The organism is Vibrio scophthalmi, from assembly GCF_040869025.1.
GTDB lineage: Bacteria > Pseudomonadota > Gammaproteobacteria > Enterobacterales > Vibrionaceae > Vibrio > Vibrio scophthalmi.
Genome location: NZ_CP134271.1, coordinates 2,109,698 through 2,125,871 on the forward strand (window position 1 = coordinate 2,109,698; position 16,174 = coordinate 2,125,871).

Annotated in this window: 18 protein-coding genes, 2 tRNA genes and 1 rRNA gene; 16 read left to right on the top strand and 5 right to left on the bottom strand. The window is 44.9% G+C overall.

Annotated features, from left to right (window positions below; all coding sequences use genetic code 11):
* Positions 1-5: 5 nt before the first annotated feature.
* From rrf to RJD38_RS09625, 4 genes are all read left to right on the top strand, one after another.
* A 5S ribosomal RNA gene (gene rrf / locus RJD38_RS09610) occupies positions 6-121 on the top strand.
* Between the two features lie 70 nt (positions 122-191).
* Positions 192-268, top strand: a tRNA-Asp gene (locus RJD38_RS09615).
* Positions 269-303: 35 nt separating this feature from the next.
* Positions 304-380: transfer RNA gene (locus RJD38_RS09620), tRNA-Trp, on the top strand.
* 739 nt (positions 381-1,119) lie between these two features.
* Positions 1,120-1,878, top strand: a complete 759-nt coding sequence (locus tag RJD38_RS09625; protein ID WP_065545666.1) for a hypothetical protein — start codon at positions 1,120-1,122, stop codon at positions 1,876-1,878.
* 164 nt (positions 1,879-2,042) lie between these two features.
* Here the strand turns inward: RJD38_RS09625 and suhB are convergent, their stop codons facing one another.
* Complete coding sequence (gene suhB, locus RJD38_RS09630) at positions 2,043-2,846, bottom strand: inositol-1-monophosphatase (RefSeq protein ID WP_005592835.1); 804 nt, start codon at positions 2,844-2,846, stop codon at positions 2,043-2,045.
* A gap of 178 nt (positions 2,847-3,024) precedes the next feature.
* Here suhB and trmJ point away from each other — a divergent pair, with 178 nt between their 5' ends.
* From trmJ to ndk, 11 genes are all read left to right on the top strand, one after another.
* Positions 3,025-3,750: a tRNA (cytosine(32)/uridine(32)-2'-O)-methyltransferase TrmJ gene (gene trmJ / locus RJD38_RS09635; RefSeq protein ID WP_065545665.1), complete on the top strand. Its 726-nt coding sequence runs from the start codon at positions 3,025-3,027 to the stop codon at positions 3,748-3,750.
* A gap of 119 nt (positions 3,751-3,869) precedes the next feature.
* Positions 3,870-4,376, top strand: a complete 507-nt coding sequence (iscR, locus tag RJD38_RS09640; protein WP_040757785.1) for a Fe-S cluster assembly transcriptional regulator IscR — start codon at positions 3,870-3,872, stop codon at positions 4,374-4,376.
* Between the two features lie 30 nt (positions 4,377-4,406).
* Positions 4,407-5,621 carry an IscS subfamily cysteine desulfurase gene (locus RJD38_RS09645; RefSeq protein ID WP_005592830.1) on the top strand — a complete coding sequence of 405 codons (1,215 nt, stop codon included), beginning with the start codon at positions 4,407-4,409 and terminating at the stop codon, positions 5,619-5,621.
* 50 nt (positions 5,622-5,671) lie between these two features.
* Positions 5,672-6,052, top strand: a complete 381-nt coding sequence (gene iscU / locus RJD38_RS09650) for a Fe-S cluster assembly scaffold IscU (protein ID WP_005592829.1) — start codon at positions 5,672-5,674, stop codon at positions 6,050-6,052.
* Positions 6,053-6,119: 67 nt separating this feature from the next.
* A complete protein-coding gene (iscA, locus tag RJD38_RS09655; protein WP_005592828.1) occupies positions 6,120-6,443 on the top strand; it encodes an iron-sulfur cluster assembly protein IscA in 324 nt (107 codons plus the stop codon).
* A gap of 53 nt (positions 6,444-6,496) precedes the next feature.
* On the top strand, positions 6,497-7,012 hold the full coding sequence (gene hscB, locus RJD38_RS09660; RefSeq protein WP_005592827.1) for a co-chaperone HscB: 516 nt from the start codon (positions 6,497-6,499) through the stop codon (positions 7,010-7,012).
* A 20-nt stretch (positions 7,013-7,032) separates the two neighbouring features.
* Positions 7,033-8,886 carry a Fe-S protein assembly chaperone HscA gene (hscA, locus tag RJD38_RS09665; RefSeq protein WP_005592826.1) on the top strand — a complete coding sequence of 618 codons (1,854 nt, stop codon included), beginning with the start codon at positions 7,033-7,035 and terminating at the stop codon, positions 8,884-8,886.
* Positions 8,887-8,897: 11 nt separating this feature from the next.
* Positions 8,898-9,236 carry an ISC system 2Fe-2S type ferredoxin gene (fdx, locus tag RJD38_RS09670; protein WP_005592825.1) on the top strand — a complete coding sequence of 113 codons (339 nt, stop codon included), beginning with the start codon at positions 8,898-8,900 and terminating at the stop codon, positions 9,234-9,236.
* A gap of 98 nt (positions 9,237-9,334) precedes the next feature.
* Positions 9,335-9,529 (top strand): Fe-S cluster assembly protein IscX, encoded by a 195-nt coding sequence (iscX, locus tag RJD38_RS09675; protein ID WP_005592824.1) that lies wholly within the window; start codon positions 9,335-9,337, stop codon positions 9,527-9,529.
* A 199-nt stretch (positions 9,530-9,728) separates the two neighbouring features.
* Positions 9,729-11,015, top strand: a complete 1,287-nt coding sequence (gene pepB / locus RJD38_RS09680) for an aminopeptidase PepB (protein ID WP_065429872.1) — start codon at positions 9,729-9,731, stop codon at positions 11,013-11,015.
* Between the two features lie 69 nt (positions 11,016-11,084).
* Entirely contained in the window at positions 11,085-11,510 is a 426-nt protein-coding gene (gene ndk, locus RJD38_RS09685) for a nucleoside-diphosphate kinase (protein WP_065545664.1), read from the top strand.
* A gap of 89 nt (positions 11,511-11,599) precedes the next feature.
* Here the strand turns inward: ndk and csdA are convergent, their stop codons facing one another.
* The 4 genes from csdA to RJD38_RS09705 all read right to left on the bottom strand — a co-directional run bounded on the left by csdA (position 11,600) and on the right by RJD38_RS09705 (position 15,242).
* Positions 11,600-12,811 (bottom strand): cysteine desulfurase CsdA, encoded by a 1,212-nt coding sequence (gene csdA / locus RJD38_RS09690; protein ID WP_065545663.1) that lies wholly within the window; start codon positions 12,809-12,811, stop codon positions 11,600-11,602.
* Positions 12,811-13,410 (bottom strand): DJ-1 family glyoxalase III, encoded by a 600-nt coding sequence (locus RJD38_RS09695; RefSeq protein ID WP_005592820.1) that lies wholly within the window; start codon positions 13,408-13,410, stop codon positions 12,811-12,813. The genes csdA and RJD38_RS09695 overlap by 1 nt, the downstream gene beginning before the upstream one ends.
* Before the next feature lie 4 nt (positions 13,411-13,414).
* Positions 13,415-14,296, bottom strand: coding sequence for a 2-dehydropantoate 2-reductase (gene panE, locus RJD38_RS09700; protein WP_065545662.1), 882 nt, complete (start codon positions 14,294-14,296; stop codon positions 13,415-13,417).
* Between the two features lie 103 nt (positions 14,297-14,399).
* Positions 14,400-15,242, bottom strand: a complete 843-nt coding sequence (locus tag RJD38_RS09705) for an outer membrane protein OmpK (protein WP_065429876.1) — start codon at positions 15,240-15,242, stop codon at positions 14,400-14,402.
* Between the two features lie 348 nt (positions 15,243-15,590).
* Here RJD38_RS09705 and RJD38_RS09710 point away from each other — a divergent pair, with 348 nt between their 5' ends.
* The gene (locus tag RJD38_RS09710) at positions 15,591-16,163 is read left to right on the top strand and encodes an LON peptidase substrate-binding domain-containing protein (RefSeq protein ID WP_005592816.1); all 573 of its coding nucleotides are present in this window, start codon (positions 15,591-15,593) and stop codon (positions 16,161-16,163) included.
* Positions 16,164-16,174 lie beyond the last annotated feature (11 nt).

Consider the following 16,174-nt stretch of genomic DNA (forward strand, 5'->3'; position numbering starts at 1 on the left):
ATTTGCTTGGCGACCATAGCGTTGCGGACCCACCTGACTCCATGCCGAACTCAGAAGTGAAACGCAATAGCGCCGATGGTAGTGTGGGGTCTCCCCATGTGAGAGTAGGACATCGCCAGGCTTTAAATTTCGTTTTTAGATAGACCATCTAGAAACAAAATGGACGCTTACTACGGTAAGTTTGCCACTGCGGAGTGGTAGTTCAGTTGGTTAGAATACCGGCCTGTCACGCCGGGGGTCGCGGGTTCGAGTCCCGTCCACTCCGCCACTTATTTGAGAGTCGTCTCTTTAAACACGAACAACAGGGGTGTAGCTCCAATTGGCAGAGCAGCGGATTCCAAATCCGCGTGTTGGGAGTTCGAATCTCTCCACCCCTGCCATATACTAAGCCTCAGCAGAAATGCTGGGGCTTTTTTACATCTGGATTTTGGAGTTTGTCGCTACTTGGCAGAGCAGCGGATTCCCCTAATACGAAATAGCGCGTGTTGGGGCGAAGCTTTTGAATCTATCCATCCCTGCCATATACAAAGCCTCAGCAGAAATGCTGGGGCTTTTTTACATCTGGATTTTGGAGTTTGTCGCTACTTGGCTGAGCAGCGGATTCCCCTAATACGAAATAGCGCGTGTTGGGGCGAAGCTTTCGAATCTCTCCACCCCTGCCATATACTAAGCCTCAGCAGAAATGCTGGGGCTTTTTTACATCTGGATTTTGGAGTTTGTCGCTACTTGGTAGAGCAGCGGATTCCCCTAATACGAAATAGCGCGTGTTGGGGCGAATCTTTCGAATCTCTCCACTCCTGCCATATACTAAGCCTCAGCAGAAATGCTGGTTTTTTTTACGTCTGTATTTTGTAGTGTGCTTGGGAGTATCTCGTTTCGATATACGATGACGCTCAGCCTCTCCGATGCTTCACTTTGAAGAAGCGATCTCAAACCTGTACTTTTAATTCTATATTCCAAACGAGCGCTTCTCGACTCTCAACTCTACACACTCTTGCTCTTCACCCGCAACAATCCGTAACATTTCTCCTTTCCAGTCTAAAATTGCCCTGACATTCACTGAAGCTCTACTGACATTGGTTGTTTACCATACAGCTAGTTTAAGAAATGAGGTGTCTTATGAAATTCAACACTAAGCTAGTTTTAACATCCCTTATCTCAGTCCCTTTACTAGCTGGCTGTGTCACACCCGGCGAAGATGATGCCAATGCAGCAACTAAGCAAGGAGCTGTTGGTGGGGCATTATTAGGCTTAACTATGGGAGCATTAACTGGCGAACCCGATCTTGCGGTTAAAGGTGCGATTGCTGGAGGGGTTGCTGGCGGTGTGGCAGGTTCAAGCCAAGATTTGCAGAGTAATCGAGATAATATTCGTCATGATAGTCGTAATGATGCCATCACTGCGTTAGGGGGGGATAAAACTGCCGCTAGTCCGAAAAATTGGCAGCAATTAGAAAACTTTGTCGGTGAGTGGAACGTCAATATTCAAAATCATATTGTGACGATTGAACACCAAAAAATTAGTGCTGAAGGGAAATTGGCATCACTGTCAAATGCGAATGTAAGTATCATCAATGAAGAAGGGCTTAATCTTAACGCTTCGTTTAGCTATCAACCAACGACCGGCCATCAACTGCAGATTGATAACAGAGTAAAAAACGTCTCGGTCAATTTTGTTGGTGAAGCGATCTCGAATAGTAATCGAATTTCTTTTTATCCAACCAATATAGATGATGTAATTTACAATGATATTCCTAGTTCGGATGTGCGTCTTGAATTGAGTTTTGTCGGTAATCAGGTGTGGTTAATTGATAGCTATGCTTATATTGAAGGCAGTGAACAAAAGCTGCAGACATTTCGTTTTACTCGAATCAGTTAATCACAATCAACATACCTATTCGCATGCTCTAGCTAGCCATCATCACCGCTTGGCTATCATAATTCGTCCTTAATGTGTAAACTCATTTCAGGACGGGACAAGCAAACAAAAAAGGCCCCGCTCAGAGAGCGGGGCCTTTTTATAATCAGCTGTGATGATAGCGATTATTTTAGCATTGCAGCATTACCGTTTTCACGGATGTGCTTAAGAATGCCTTTAACGCCACGAGCACTTGAAGCAACGATGTTGCCAGATGTCATGTAGTCAGTACCGCCAGCAAAGTCAGTTACGATTGCGCCAGCTTCACGAGCGATAAGCTCACCCGCTGCCATATCCCAAGGTTTTAGGCCTAGTTCAAAGTAACCATCAACGCGGTTTGCCGCTAGGTAACATAGGTCTAGAGCTGCAGAACCAGTGCGACGGAAATCTGCACAATCAACAAATAGAGCAGACATGATCTTAAAGTAAGACTCAGAGTGCTGTTTTTGTTTGAATGGGAAACCAGTAGCAAGGATAGTACCTTGTAGATCTTTTACTTGTTTAACGCGGATACGTGCATTGTTTAGCTGAGCGCCAGAACCACGTTGAGCAGTAAATAGTTCGTTAAGCATTGGATCGTACACACAAGCTACTTCTGTACGGCCTTTAATGCGTACAGCGATAGAAACAGAGAAGTGTGGTAGACCTTTAACGAAGTTAGACGTGCCATCCAGTGGGTCGATGATCCATTGTACTTCTTTATCGCGACCGTCAATCAGGCCATTTTCTTCAGCAACGATACAGTGGTCTGGGTAAGACGCTTTAATGGTATCGATGATCAGTGCTTCTGCTTCTTTGTCTACGTTAGTAACAAAGTCGTTCGTGCCTTTTAGAGTAGATTCAATCTTCTCAGCATTTTCAAGTGATTTGGCAATGTGGTTGCCAGCTTTTCGTGCAGCACGAATAGCGATATTAAGCATTGGATGCATACTAAATTTCCCAACGGATGTTAAAGAACAGAAAAACGGCCGGAAGTATAACAGAATAAACCGGAAAGGGAAGTGGTTAATTTTCGCACTATTGATCGGCCCAATTGAATCACGACACCCCTTTTCCTCTTCAATGTGATAATATCTCGCAGCTTTATAATGCGATAGGTAATCGGTCATGCTTAACAACGTCAAAGTGGTCTTAGTTGGCACTTCTCACTCCGGAAACATTGGCTCTGCAGCGCGAGCAATGAAAGTGATGGGCTTAACGAATATGGTTTTGGTTGATCCACAATGTGAGGTCGATGATCAAGCTGTAGCACTGGCTGCTGGCGCAAGTGATATTGCTCTTAATGCTCAAGTTTTTGCAACATTGGAAGAGGCTGTCTCTGATTGTGCCTTGGTGGTAGGATCGAGTGCTCGTTCACGTACGCTTGATTGGCCAATGCTTGAGCCGCGTGAGTGCGGTGAAAAATGCGTCCAAGAAGGCCGTGAGGCAAATGTTGCAATTGTTTTTGGCCGTGAGCGTACCGGTTTAACTAACGATGAACTACAGACCTGTCATTATCACGTCTGCATCCCTGCCAACCCTGAATACAGTTCATTAAACTTGGCGATGGCGGTTCAAACCATTAGCTATGAAATTCGTGTTGCGCATCTAGAACAAGAGAAGCTTGGCTACCCTGAAGCCGAGGTTCCAGATTATCCTCGTCATAAAGAACTAGAAATGCTTTATCAGCATCTTGAAAAAGTGATGATTGATACCCAATTTATATCTGAAGACCAGCCGAACAAAGTGATGAATAAACTGCGTCGTTTGTTTAGTCGAGCTCGTCCAGAGCAGCAAGAGATTAATATCTTACGCGGAATATTAACGGCGGTTGAAAAATCAACCCAACGTTGATCTCGGCCTAACACCTATCTTTCGGTAATACCTGACTAAAATGGTCAAATAAATACTTGACCATTTTAGTCAGGTATGGAAAAATTGTTACCACATGAACAATGTGGATATGGTGTTATATGAGACTTACATCTAAAGGAAGATACGCAGTTACGGCTATGCTAGATGTGGCACTACACTCTCAGCAAAACCCTGTACCGCTTGCTGATATTTCCGAACGACAAGGCATTTCTCTATCTTACTTAGAGCAATTGTTTTCTAAGCTACGTAAAGCAGGTTTGGTTGCTAGTGTACGCGGCCCTGGTGGTGGTTACCGCCTTGGTGAAGATGCACAGAATATTGCAATTGGTACGGTAATTGCGGCAGTAGATGAGTCAGTAGACGCAACTAAGTGCAACGGCAAAGGCGACTGCCAAGGTGGTACTCGTTGCCTTACACACACATTGTGGCGCGACCTGAGTTCCCGCATTAGTGACTTTCTTAACAACATCACCCTAGGTGAGTTGATGAGAGACAACGAAGTCCTCGAAATTTCTGACCGACAAGACTTAGATCTTGCGGTAAACCATAGCTTAACCAATCGCGACTCTTTGAGTGCGGCTATGGGAATCAATGTCCGCTCATAGGCGGTCAGTAAGTTTACATTGGAGTAAAGAATGAAACTGCCGATTTATCTCGATTATTCAGCAACTTGTCCAGTTGACCCACGAGTTGCTGAAAAGATGGTTCAGTGCATGACGATGGATGGTACGTTTGGTAATCCTGCGTCACGTTCACACCGTTACGGTTGGCAAGCCGAAGAGGCAGTCGATAACGCTCGCGAACAAATCGCTGAGCTGCTAAACGCAGACCCTCGTGAAATCGTATTTACTTCTGGCGCAACTGAGTCTGATAACTTAGCTATCAAAGGCGCTGCGCATTTTTACGAGAAGAAAGGTAAGCACGTCATTACCTGCAAAACCGAACACAAAGCGGTACTGGATCCTTGTCGCCAACTTGAGCGTGAAGGCTTTGAAGTGACATACCTGGCGCCGGAAGCTAATGGTCTTGTCGACCTAAACAAACTTCAAGCGGCGATGCGCGAAGATACCGTCTTGGTTTCTATCATGCATGTAAACAACGAAATCGGCGTAATCCAAGATATTGCAGCGATTGGCGAACTATGTCGTGAACGTAAAATTATCTTCCATGTTGATGCTGCACAGTCTGCAGGTAAAGTTGCGATTGATGTGCAAGAGATGAAAGTAGATCTTATCTCCTTATCTGCACACAAAGTTTATGGCCCGAAAGGCATCGGCGCACTGTATGTACGTCGTAAGCCACGTATTCGCCTTGAAGCTCAAATGCACGGTGGTGGCCATGAACGTGGATTCCGTTCAGGCACGCTAGCAACACACCAAATCGTTGGCATGGGTGAAGCTTTCCGTATTGCGAAAGAAGAGCTACAAAAAGATTACGATCATGCATTGGCCCTTCGTAATCGTTTATTTAATGGTGTGAAGGATCTTGAAGCCGTAACGGTTAATGGTGACTTTGATCAACGTGTACCGCACAACTTAAACATCAGCTTTGCTTTTGTTGAAGGTGAGTCGCTACTGATGTCACTGAAAGATCTAGCCGTTTCTTCAGGCAGTGCATGTACATCAGCCAGTCTTGAACCATCATATGTTCTGCGTGCTCTAGGTTTAAACGATGAGTTGGCACACAGTTCAGTTCGATTCTCATTTGGTCGTTTTACGACGGAAGAAGAAGTGGACTATGCAATTGAACAAATCCGTGTAGCGGTGAATAAGCTACGCGACATGTCTCCTCTATGGGATATGTACAAGGAAGGGATCGACTTAAACACGGTTGAGTGGGCGCACCACTAATCAGTTAGCATCCCAATTGATATAGATGTAGAGGATTCGAGGTAGATATTATGGCGTACAGCGAAAAAGTAATTGATCATTATGAGAACCCACGTAACGTTGGTTCTTTTGATAAAGAAGATCCATCGGTAGGTAGCGGCATGGTTGGTGCTCCTGCGTGTGGTGATGTTATGAAGCTTCAAATCAAAGTAACGCCGGAAGGTATTATTGAAGACGCGAAGTTCAAAACTTATGGTTGTGGTAGCGCGATTGCGTCAAGCTCACTGGTGACTGAGTGGGTTAAAGGCAAATCAATCGACGAAGCGGCAGCAATCAAAAACTCTGAAATTGCAGAAGAGCTAGAACTTCCACCAGTGAAAGTTCACTGTTCAATCCTAGCGGAAGACGCAATTAAAGCAGCAGTTGCTGACTATAAGAAAAAACATCAGTAAACTCGACTTTGTCATGATGGGAGCAAGCCTCCCATTTTATTGGTAATAGAAACAATCAAGGTGCAGTATGGCCATTACATTAACAGATGCAGCCGCTAGCCGTGTAGGCGCTTTCCTAGAAAATCGTGGGAAAGGCGTGGGTTTGCGTCTCGGTGTAAAAACGACAGGTTGTTCGGGTATGGCTTATGTACTTGAGTTTGTCGACGAGTTAAATGAAGAAGATGAAGTCTTTGAGCACAAAGGCGTTAAGGTAATCATTGATCAAAAGAGCCTTGCTTATCTTGATGGCACAGAGCTTGATTACGTAAAGCAGGGATTGAACGAAGGTTTCGAGTTCAATAACCCGAATGCGAAAAGTGAATGTGGCTGCGGTGAAAGCTTCAACGTTTAATGATTGATCTCCTACTTGTGAAAGTAGGAGAGATTGCCAAGGGCTAGATTTAAATGAATCACTTCGAATTATTTGGGCTACCAACTCAGTTCAGTCTGGATGGTGGCCTTCTTTCTTCTCAGTTCCGTGAACTGCAAAAACGTTTTCATCCTGACAATTTTGCAACTGCTTCTGAACGCGATCGCTTAATGGCGGTACAGAAAGCAGCACAAATCAACGATGCTTATCAAATCCTGAAAAAGCCGCTCTCGCGTGCTGAATATCTCATTGCCCAAAACGGTATTGAACTTCAGGGAGAACAACAAACTTTACAAGATCCAATGTTTTTAATGGAACAAATGGAATTGCGTGAAGAGTTGGAAGAGATCCCAAGTGGAGCGGATCCTGAAGCTGCATTGTTTGAGTTTGATGAAAAGGTGACTAAAACGTATAAACAGCAGCTGATCGAGATAGAAAAAGAGCTCAACGAGGCTCAATGGACTCTCGCTGCTGATCGCGTACGTAAGCTTAAATTTATTGCCAAATTAAAACATGAAATCGAGTTAGTGGAAGAAAGACTACTCGGTTAATCTCAGAGCAAGGACTAACAATGGCGTTACTTCAAATTGCAGAACCGGGTCAGAGCTCGGCACCCCATGAACATAAATTGGCGGCCGGTATTGATCTTGGCACTACCAATTCATTGGTTTCGACGGTTCGTAGCGGTGATGCTGCGACATTAGAAGATGATCAAGGTCGTCGTATTCTGCCTTCTGTCGTTCATTACACTAATGATGCGGTTTTGGTTGGCCACGAGGCGCTTGCACATTCTGAACAAGATGCTGCCAACACTGTTATTTCAGTCAAACGCCTGATTGGTCGTTCACTGACAGATATCAATCAGCGTTACCCTTCTTTACCTTATCAGCTGACTGCCAGTGATAATGGCTTGCCTATTTTACAAACCGCGGGTGGTAACAAGAACCCGATTGAGGTTTCAGCGGATATTTTAAGCGCTTTGAAAGTGCGAGCGGAAACCACATTGGGTGGAGAGTTAGCGGGTGTCGTGATTACCGTTCCAGCCTATTTCGATGATGCACAGCGCGCAGGTACCAAAGATGCGGCTAAATTGGCCGGTTTACATGTACTGCGTCTGCTTAATGAGCCAACGGCTGCCGCAATTGCATACGGTCTCGATTCTGGCCAAGAAGGTGTGATTGCAGTTTATGACCTTGGTGGTGGTACTTTCGATATCTCGATTTTACGTTTATCGAAAGGTGTATTTGAAGTATTAGCGACGGGCGGTGACTCTGCTCTGGGCGGTGATGACTTTGACCATCTTTTGGCTGAGTGTTTATTGGCCAAGATGGGTTTAGAAATTTCGTTATCTGCTGAACAAAACCGCACATTGCTTAACGCTGCGCAGAAAGTGAAACAGTCGTTTTCTACCCAAGATGTCGCTGATGTAGATGTTCTCGGCTGGCAAGGCACCGTGACTCGTGAAGAGTTTGAAGATCTTATTCGTCCTTTAGTGAAAAAGACCTTAATGTCGTGCCGACGTGCATTGAAAGATGCAGAAGTGGATCTAGAAGACGTGAACCAAGTGGTTATGGTTGGCGGTTCTACACGCACTTTGTTAGTTCGTGAAATGGTCGGTGAGTTCTTTGGCCGTACCCCGTTAACCAGTATCAACCCAGACGAAGTGGTTGCGATCGGTGCGGGCATTCAAGCGGATATCCTAGTTGGTAATAAACCTGACTCTGAAATGTTGTTACTTGATGTTATTCCACTTTCGCTCGGTATCGAAACCATGGGCGGACTAGTGGAAAAAATCATTCCGCGTAACACCACCATTCCAGTTGCTCGTGCACAAGAATTCACCACCTTCAAAGATGGTCAAACTGCGATGACGGTACATACCGTGCAGGGTGAGCGTGAAATGGTCGATGACTGTCGTTCATTAGCGCGTTTCTCGTTAAAAGGCATTCCACCAATGGCGGCGGGTGCTGCGCATATTCGTGTCACTTACCAAGTCGATGCGGATGGTTTATTGTCTGTTACCGCGATGGAAAAGAGCACCGGCGTACAATCTGAGATTCAAGTGAAGCCTTCTTACGGCCTAAGTGATAATGAAGTTGCTGATATGCTTCGTGATTCAATGACCTATGCCAAAGAAGACATGCAAGCTCGCGCGCTTGCTGAGCAACGTGTTGAAGCGGATCGTGTTATTGAAGGTTTGATTGCAGCGATGCAAGCGGACGGTGCTGAGTTACTTTCAAGTGAAGAAGAACAAGCGCTGCTAAAAGTGATTGAAACCCTTATTGAACTGCGCAACGGCGATGATGCCGATGCGATTGAGTTAGGAATTAAGGCGACAGATAAAGCAAGCCAAGAGTTTGCATCTCGTCGTATGGATAAATCGATTCGAGCTGCGTTATCTGGTCAGTCTGTCGATGATATTTAAGAGTAGAAGTTATGCCTAAAATTATCGTATTACCTCATGAAGACTTGTGTCCTGAAGGCGCTGTATTAGAAGCTCAAGCGGGCGAGACAGTTTTGGATGTGGCACTGAAAAATGGTATTGGTATCGAGCACGCGTGTGAAAAATCATGTGCGTGTACTACTTGCCACGTTATTGTTCGCGAAGGTTTTGATTCACTAGAAGAAAGTGATGAGCTCGAAGATGACATGCTGGATAAAGCATGGGGTTTAGAGCCTGAATCTCGTCTTGGTTGCCAAGCGCGTGTTGCACAAGAAGATCTTGTGGTAGAAATTCCACGTTATACTTTGAACCACGCATCAGAAGATCATTAATCAATTCGCTGAGCCCATGTATCGATGTTGTTGAACAACATTGTGATAAACAAGGCTCAGGTGAGTGTTAACTATACTGACTTTAAGGAAGATGACGAATGAAATGGACCGATTCACGTGATATCGCGATTGAGCTTTGTGATAAGTTTCCAGAGACTGATCCTAAAACAGTGCGTTTTACCGACTTGCATCAGTGGATTTTAGAGTTGGATGATTTTGATGATGAGCCAAATCATTCGAATGAAAAAATTCTTGAAGCGGTCATTTTATGCTGGATGGATGAAGCGGATTAAAGCGTGATGTTACGCACCGTCAAAAAGTATAAAAAAAAACGGGCCTTATGGCCCGTTTTTTTATCCAAATGACATTTTTGCGTGACATAATGCTAACATCGAACTCGATACCAAAGTCTGCCTTATTATGCAAAGGCGAGGGGATTTCGGTATAGAGCAAAAGGCGTAGTCAACGCCATAATTAAGACAAGGAGAAACCATGTCTACACAGATGTCGGTATATTTAAGCCAAACTGAAGCTGCGGCACATTGGGGTAACAAAGCACTTGTTTCTTTCACTGAGCAAGGCGCAACGGTTCATCTTGCTGAAGGCTATGATCTTGATGCAATTCAAAGAGCGGCACGTAAAATTGTCTCACAAGGTATCACTGATACTGCGCTCGATGGTCAAGGTTGGGATGTAGAAACCATTTGGGCCTTTTTCCAAGGTTTTCGTGAACCAAAGAAAAACACCAATGTCACTTGGCAGCCTCTGGAAGAGGCGCACCAAGCAGAGTTAGAAGCTCGCATTCAAGCGACCGCTTTTACTTGCGATATCATCAATAAATCCGCTGAAGAAGTCGCGCCTCGTCAACTCGCTACCATGGCTGCTGAGTTTATTAAATCTGTTGCGCCAGAAGGCACAGTAACGGTTCGTATCGTTAAAGATAAGGATTTACTTACTGAAGGATGGGAAGGCATTTATGCGGTTGGACGCGGTTCTGAGCGCACATCTGCAATGCTGCAACTTGATTACAACCCGACTGGAGATGAAAACGCGCCCGTTTATGCGTGTCTCGTCGGTAAAGGCATCACTTTTGACTCTGGTGGTTACAGCCTAAAGCCGTCAAACTTTATGACGGCAATGAAATCGGACATGGGTGGTGCAGGTACGATTACGGGTGGTCTAGGTCTTGCGATCATGCGTGGTCTTAACAAGCGTGTAAAACTGATCCTATGCTGCGCGGAAAATATGATTTCAGGTCGCGCACTTAAACTCGGCGATATCATCACTTATAAGAATGGTAAGACCGTTGAAATCATGAATACTGATGCCGAAGGCCGTTTGGTGCTGGCTGATGGTTTGATTTATGCCAGTGAGCAAAACCCTGAGCTGATTATCGACTGTGCAACCTTAACTGGCGCAGCGAAAAATGCACTAGGTAACGACTATCATGCGCTAATGAGTTTTGATGAAGCACTTTCTCATCAAGCGCTGACTTGTGCACGCGAAGAGCAAGAAGGATTGTGGCCTTTACCTCTTGCAGAGTTCCACCGTTCAATGTTGCCTTCAAACTTTGCCGACCTATCCAACATCTGTAGTGGTGATTACTCTCCAGGTGCGAGTACGGCAGCAGCATTCCTCTCTTACTTTGTTGAGGATTACAAAAAAGGTTGGTTGCATTTTGATTGTGCGGCGACTTACCGTAAAGCTCCGTCAGACAAATGGGGCGCGGGTGCAACCGGTGTGGGTGTGCGCTCTTTGGCTCGCATTTTGGTTCAATAAACACACGATCAATATGAGCAGCGTTTAGACTGCGTAATGAAAATTAGAAGAGAAGTAGAAGGAAATCATATGGCTCTAGAAAGAACGTTTTCCATAGTAAAGCCTGACGCGGTAAAGCGTAACTTGATTGGTGAAATTTACAATCGCTTTGAAAAAGCAGGTTTAAGCATTGTTGCAGCAAAGATGGTTCATCTTAATGACGAACAAGCGAGTGGCTTTTATGCAGAGCATGAAGGCAAAGAATTTTTCAATGATTTGAAAGCATTCATGACCTCGGGCCCGGTAATGGTTCAAGTGCTGGAAGGTGAAGAAGCGATCACTCGTTACCGCGAGTTGATGGGTAAAACCAACCCTGAAGAAGCGGCATGTGGCACTATTCGTGCTGATTACGCATTGAGCATGCGTCATAACTCAGTACATGGTTCAGATAGCCCTGAATCTGCTGCGCGTGAAATTGCGTTCTTCTTTCCTGAGTCAGAGATTTGCCCACGCTAATCTCAATCAGCAAGAGTTAAAAGAACAAGAGCCTCAACAGAGGCTCTTTTTTTATCTGAAAATTAGTCAGAATCATTTAAAAATGAGTGCTAGAGCATATCGAGTGCTTTCTCTATCGCGGTGATAACTCGCTCTGCATCATCTTGGTCATTGTAGATGGCAAAAGAGATTCGCACCGTCCCCGCAATGCCCAGAGCATCCATTAATGGATGCGCACAGTGATGGCCTGCACGAACTGCAATGCCTTGTTGATCGAGCAGTGTCGCAACGTCTTGATGATGCACGCCATCAACAACAAAAGACAACACCGACGCATTGCTTTGGTAACCAATCACGCGAACATCGGCATGTTGGCAAAGTCGCTGGTAGACCTTATCGACTAATGCATGAATGTGCTGCTCCACCTCTTCTCGACTAAATTGGCCGTACCATTCTATCGCGGTTGCAAGCGCGATGGCTCCTGCAACGTTTGGGGTGCCGGCTTCAAATTTACCTGGAAGTTGACTGTAGGTCGTGCCGGAAAATGAGACCTTCTCAACCATCTTACCGCCGCCATGCCAAGGAGGCATCGCTTCGAGCAGTGCTAATTTACCATACAACACGCCAATGCCAGCAGGAGCAAAAATTTTGTGACCGGAGAAGACCACGAAGTCAGCATCTAAAGATTGTACATTGATCTCTTCATGGACAATGCCCTGAGCGGCATCAATAACCACAACGGCACCATGTTGATGAGCAAGCTCAATCATCGACTCGATAGGTTGGCGAGTACCGGTAACATTCGTGGTATGCGCGAGTGCCACAATCTTTGTTTTACTGCTCAATGCGCGCTCAAAAGTATCAATATCCAGTTGACACCGTTCGTTCATCGCTAATTTCACTACGGTTGCGCCGGTTTGCTCAGCCACAATCTGCCATGGCACGATATTGGCGTGATGCTCCATTTCACCAATTAGAATTTCATCTCCCGCTTGGAGAGTATTACGCGCGTAAGTTTGAGCGATTAGATTGAGTGCTTCCGTGGCTCCGCGAGTCCAGATGATCTCTTTTTCGCTTGCCGCATGAATGAAGTTGGCGACACAATGGCGGGCCGCTTCAAATTGGCTGGTGGCTTGAGCGGTTAAACTGTGGCTACCACGATGAACATTGGCATTTTGATGACTGTAGTAGCGACTGATTGCATCGATCACCACTTGTGGTTTTTGTGTCGTTGCAGCACTGTCTAGATAAACCAATGGTTGTTGGTTCACCTTCTGAGCGAGCGCGGGAAACTGCGCTCTAATTGCCTTGATATCCAACATTAGTTTTCACCCAGTTCATGGTAATGCAGTACAGGCATGGTCACCATCGGTTCGGCGATTGACCAGGCGTGCGCTTTACCGGAAAGTTGAATGACGATTTCCATCGCAAATTCCAAAGCACTACCAGGGCCTTGGCTGGTTAACAGATTATGTGTGACGTCATAGGTGACACGTTTTACGCGCCAATTTTTTGCAGCGATATGGCTTTGAAAACTTGGATGACAAGTCATTAAGGCTTGCGGATAGAGCTGGTGATGAGCCAATACTAAGGCTGGAGCGGCACAGATGGCTGCGACCAACTTACCTTCGTACATTTGCTGACGGATGATTTCAACCAGTACGGTACTATCACGAAACACTTCGCTACCGCCCACGCCACCAGGCAGGATCACCGCGTCAAATTCGTCATCCGCAATATCAACCAAGCGACAATCAGCGGTTAGCGTGACGCCGCGCGAGGCTTTCATCGTCAATTGACCACAAAAATCTGCACTTGCCACCACGACTTCGTAACCTGCGCGCACCATAATATCGATAATGGTGATGGCTTCCATTTCTTCACTGCCAGTGGCGATTGGGACTAGTACTTTTTTACTCATAGGATTACCAATTCTGCTCTATCTGTTTGATGGCATGGTACAACTGTTCATTGAGAGAAACATCAATCGCATGTATTTGCGCGGTTTGAATCAGGTGACCGGTGATAAAGTCTATCTCGCTTTGTCTCCGATGAGCAATGTCTTGCTGCATTGAGGAGTAGTTATTCGCCGTTGCATTGATGACATGATTGATGCTTTGGCGTAATGCGTCACTATCGACGTCTAAACCTTCAGCCAACATCACTTGAGCGACTTCAGTGGAAATTTGATCCAATTGCTGACGGTATTTAGCTTGTGCCAATTCGCCATTACGAACTTGATGTAAAGCGGTTAATGGGTTTATGGCGCAATTAATCGCTAACTTATTCCATAGTGCTTGTTCAATCTTACGATGCCACAGCACTTGTGGAAGGGCGTGATTAAGTACTTCAACCAAAAACTCACATTGCGTCCCACGTGCATTGGCAGCACCCAGCAAGGTTTGACCTTGGCCAGTATGGTGCACTTGATGGTTGGAAGGGCGGTACGCACCATGTGTTGTAGTGGCAAGCAATAGAGGGTTATGTGGAAAACGCTGCTGAGTTACTTGCGCTGTACCCATGCCATTGTGCATTAATAATAGGATTGCATCGGGATGAATGTGAGCGGCAATAGACGCTAGTACATTGTTAACTTGTGGCGCTTTTAGCGTGATAAGAACGACATCGGCCTGCGCAAGCTGCGCGGGATCGTTATTGATCAATTGAATGGCTTCATATTCATCACGTTGGATTGAAATATGCGAAGAGTCACTGCGACTCCACAGGCAAACGTGATGCCCTGCTTGGGTTAGGTAGCTCGCCCAAAGAGAGCCAATTGCCCCAGGGCCAACAATGGCAAAATTCATGAGAAGGACCGATTTAGATTAATGGCAAAAGGATAATGGCCTCCTCAAGGAAAGCAAATAAAAAAGGCACCCGAGGGTGCCTTTCGTGTCTGTTTGAGCAGAATTAGAATTTGTAAGTAACAGCAAAATAGTGGCCAACACCTGATGACTCAAATGCATCGCTATCTTTAATGCCATAAACATTGTCGTAGAGTTTTAGGCCATAGCCAACTGCGAATTGGTTGTTGTGCCAGTAGATACCATTGAACATAGAGCCACCAGTACTTGAAGTGCTGTACTCGTCTTTCATACCAAATTGGTAATCTAGGTAGCCTTGGTAAGTAATAAATGAACCATTTTCGAAGAAGAAGAAAGGTTTGAACCAGTTGGTTGAAAATTGATAGCCGTTCCAGTCTTTTTGCTTGATGTCATAGTTTGCGTAAAGGTTGAATTGCATTTTGCCAAACCATGGCACCATTACGTCAGAACCTAAACCGATCATTGATTGGTAGCCTGGATTTTTTTCAGCGTAAATAGGCTGACCATTGTTATCTAGCTTATCGGTTTTAATTGAATACTTTGCTCCGCCATCAATAACGGTGTAATTGGCAATGTAAAGCTCTTGGACTGGACCAAAAGATAGGTCACTACCTGTCAGAGCGTCCAAAGAAAGGCGTGGGGCAAATTTAGCGAATAAACGGTCGTTACCAGCTTTATCACTGCTGTCATCGTCATTTAGATTAAATACATCTACATAACCATACAGATCGAACATGCCTGAACGTCCACCAAATTCCATCTCTAAATAGGTGTGATCCGTATTCCCTGGTTTTTCATTTATGGTGTGCATTAAGTTGAAATTAATGAACTTGCCATCATTTTTATGAATGTCATCAGAGTAATCAGCAGCAAAGGCTTGGCTAGAAACTGCAGCCACAACGCCAAGAGTTAATAGTTTTTTATGCATAAAAGAAGTCTCTTAGGAAAAATGTATTGTTAATTCTTTATGTGGAAGTGGTTGCACAATCTAATCTGCTTTCACTTGTTGGTGGGAATAATAGCGATCTACATCTTAAAAAAAAGTGCTATTTGATGTAAAAATTTATAAAACAGGCGATCTTGATCACGTTTATTGACAAAGTAATTACAAACAAACTTAGTTTCATTAAGTTGCAACTAAATTGTATGAGGTATCGTTTACGCAAGCGCTTGCGTAAAATTTGTTGTGCATCGATTAACCAACAGTAAAGGTAAATGATCGAATTGAGTTTCCTTTGCGTATAACTCATTCAAAGGGTTCTTTTAGGATTTATTGATGACCGAAGTTATGCTTTTTCCTCTCGGAACTGTGGTTCTACCCGAAGGTAAAATGCGTTTAAGAATATTTGAACCGAGGTACAAGCGATTGGTCGCTGAAGCCAGTAAGCATGATGGTACCTTTGGGATTTGTCTGTTCGAACGCAGTGAAGAAAACCCTCGTGGTACGCTCTCCCACACGGGCTGCCTAGTAAAGATAGTGGATTTTGAAACGCTTGATGACGGGTTGCTCGGAATTACAGTAGTTGGTCTGAAGCGATTCGCATTAGGGCGGATTCGTGTCGATTTTGATGGCTTGCGGTTTGCTCAGGTGGAGTGGTTACCCAGCTGGGAAATTCAACATCTCAGTGATGATAAGCAGTATCTTGCTCAACAACTGAAGCGAGTTTACACACGCTTTCCTCAAATAAGCGCTTTGTATCCGCAGTGTTACTTTGACGACGCATCTTGGGTGACTCAGCGTTGGCTCGAGTTAATACCGGTTGAACTGCACCATTTTGATTTTTTAACCGATCAAAATGATTGTCAGCAGGCGATGGATTATTTATCGGTGACGATTGATAAAGAGTGATCGCTTTTTAA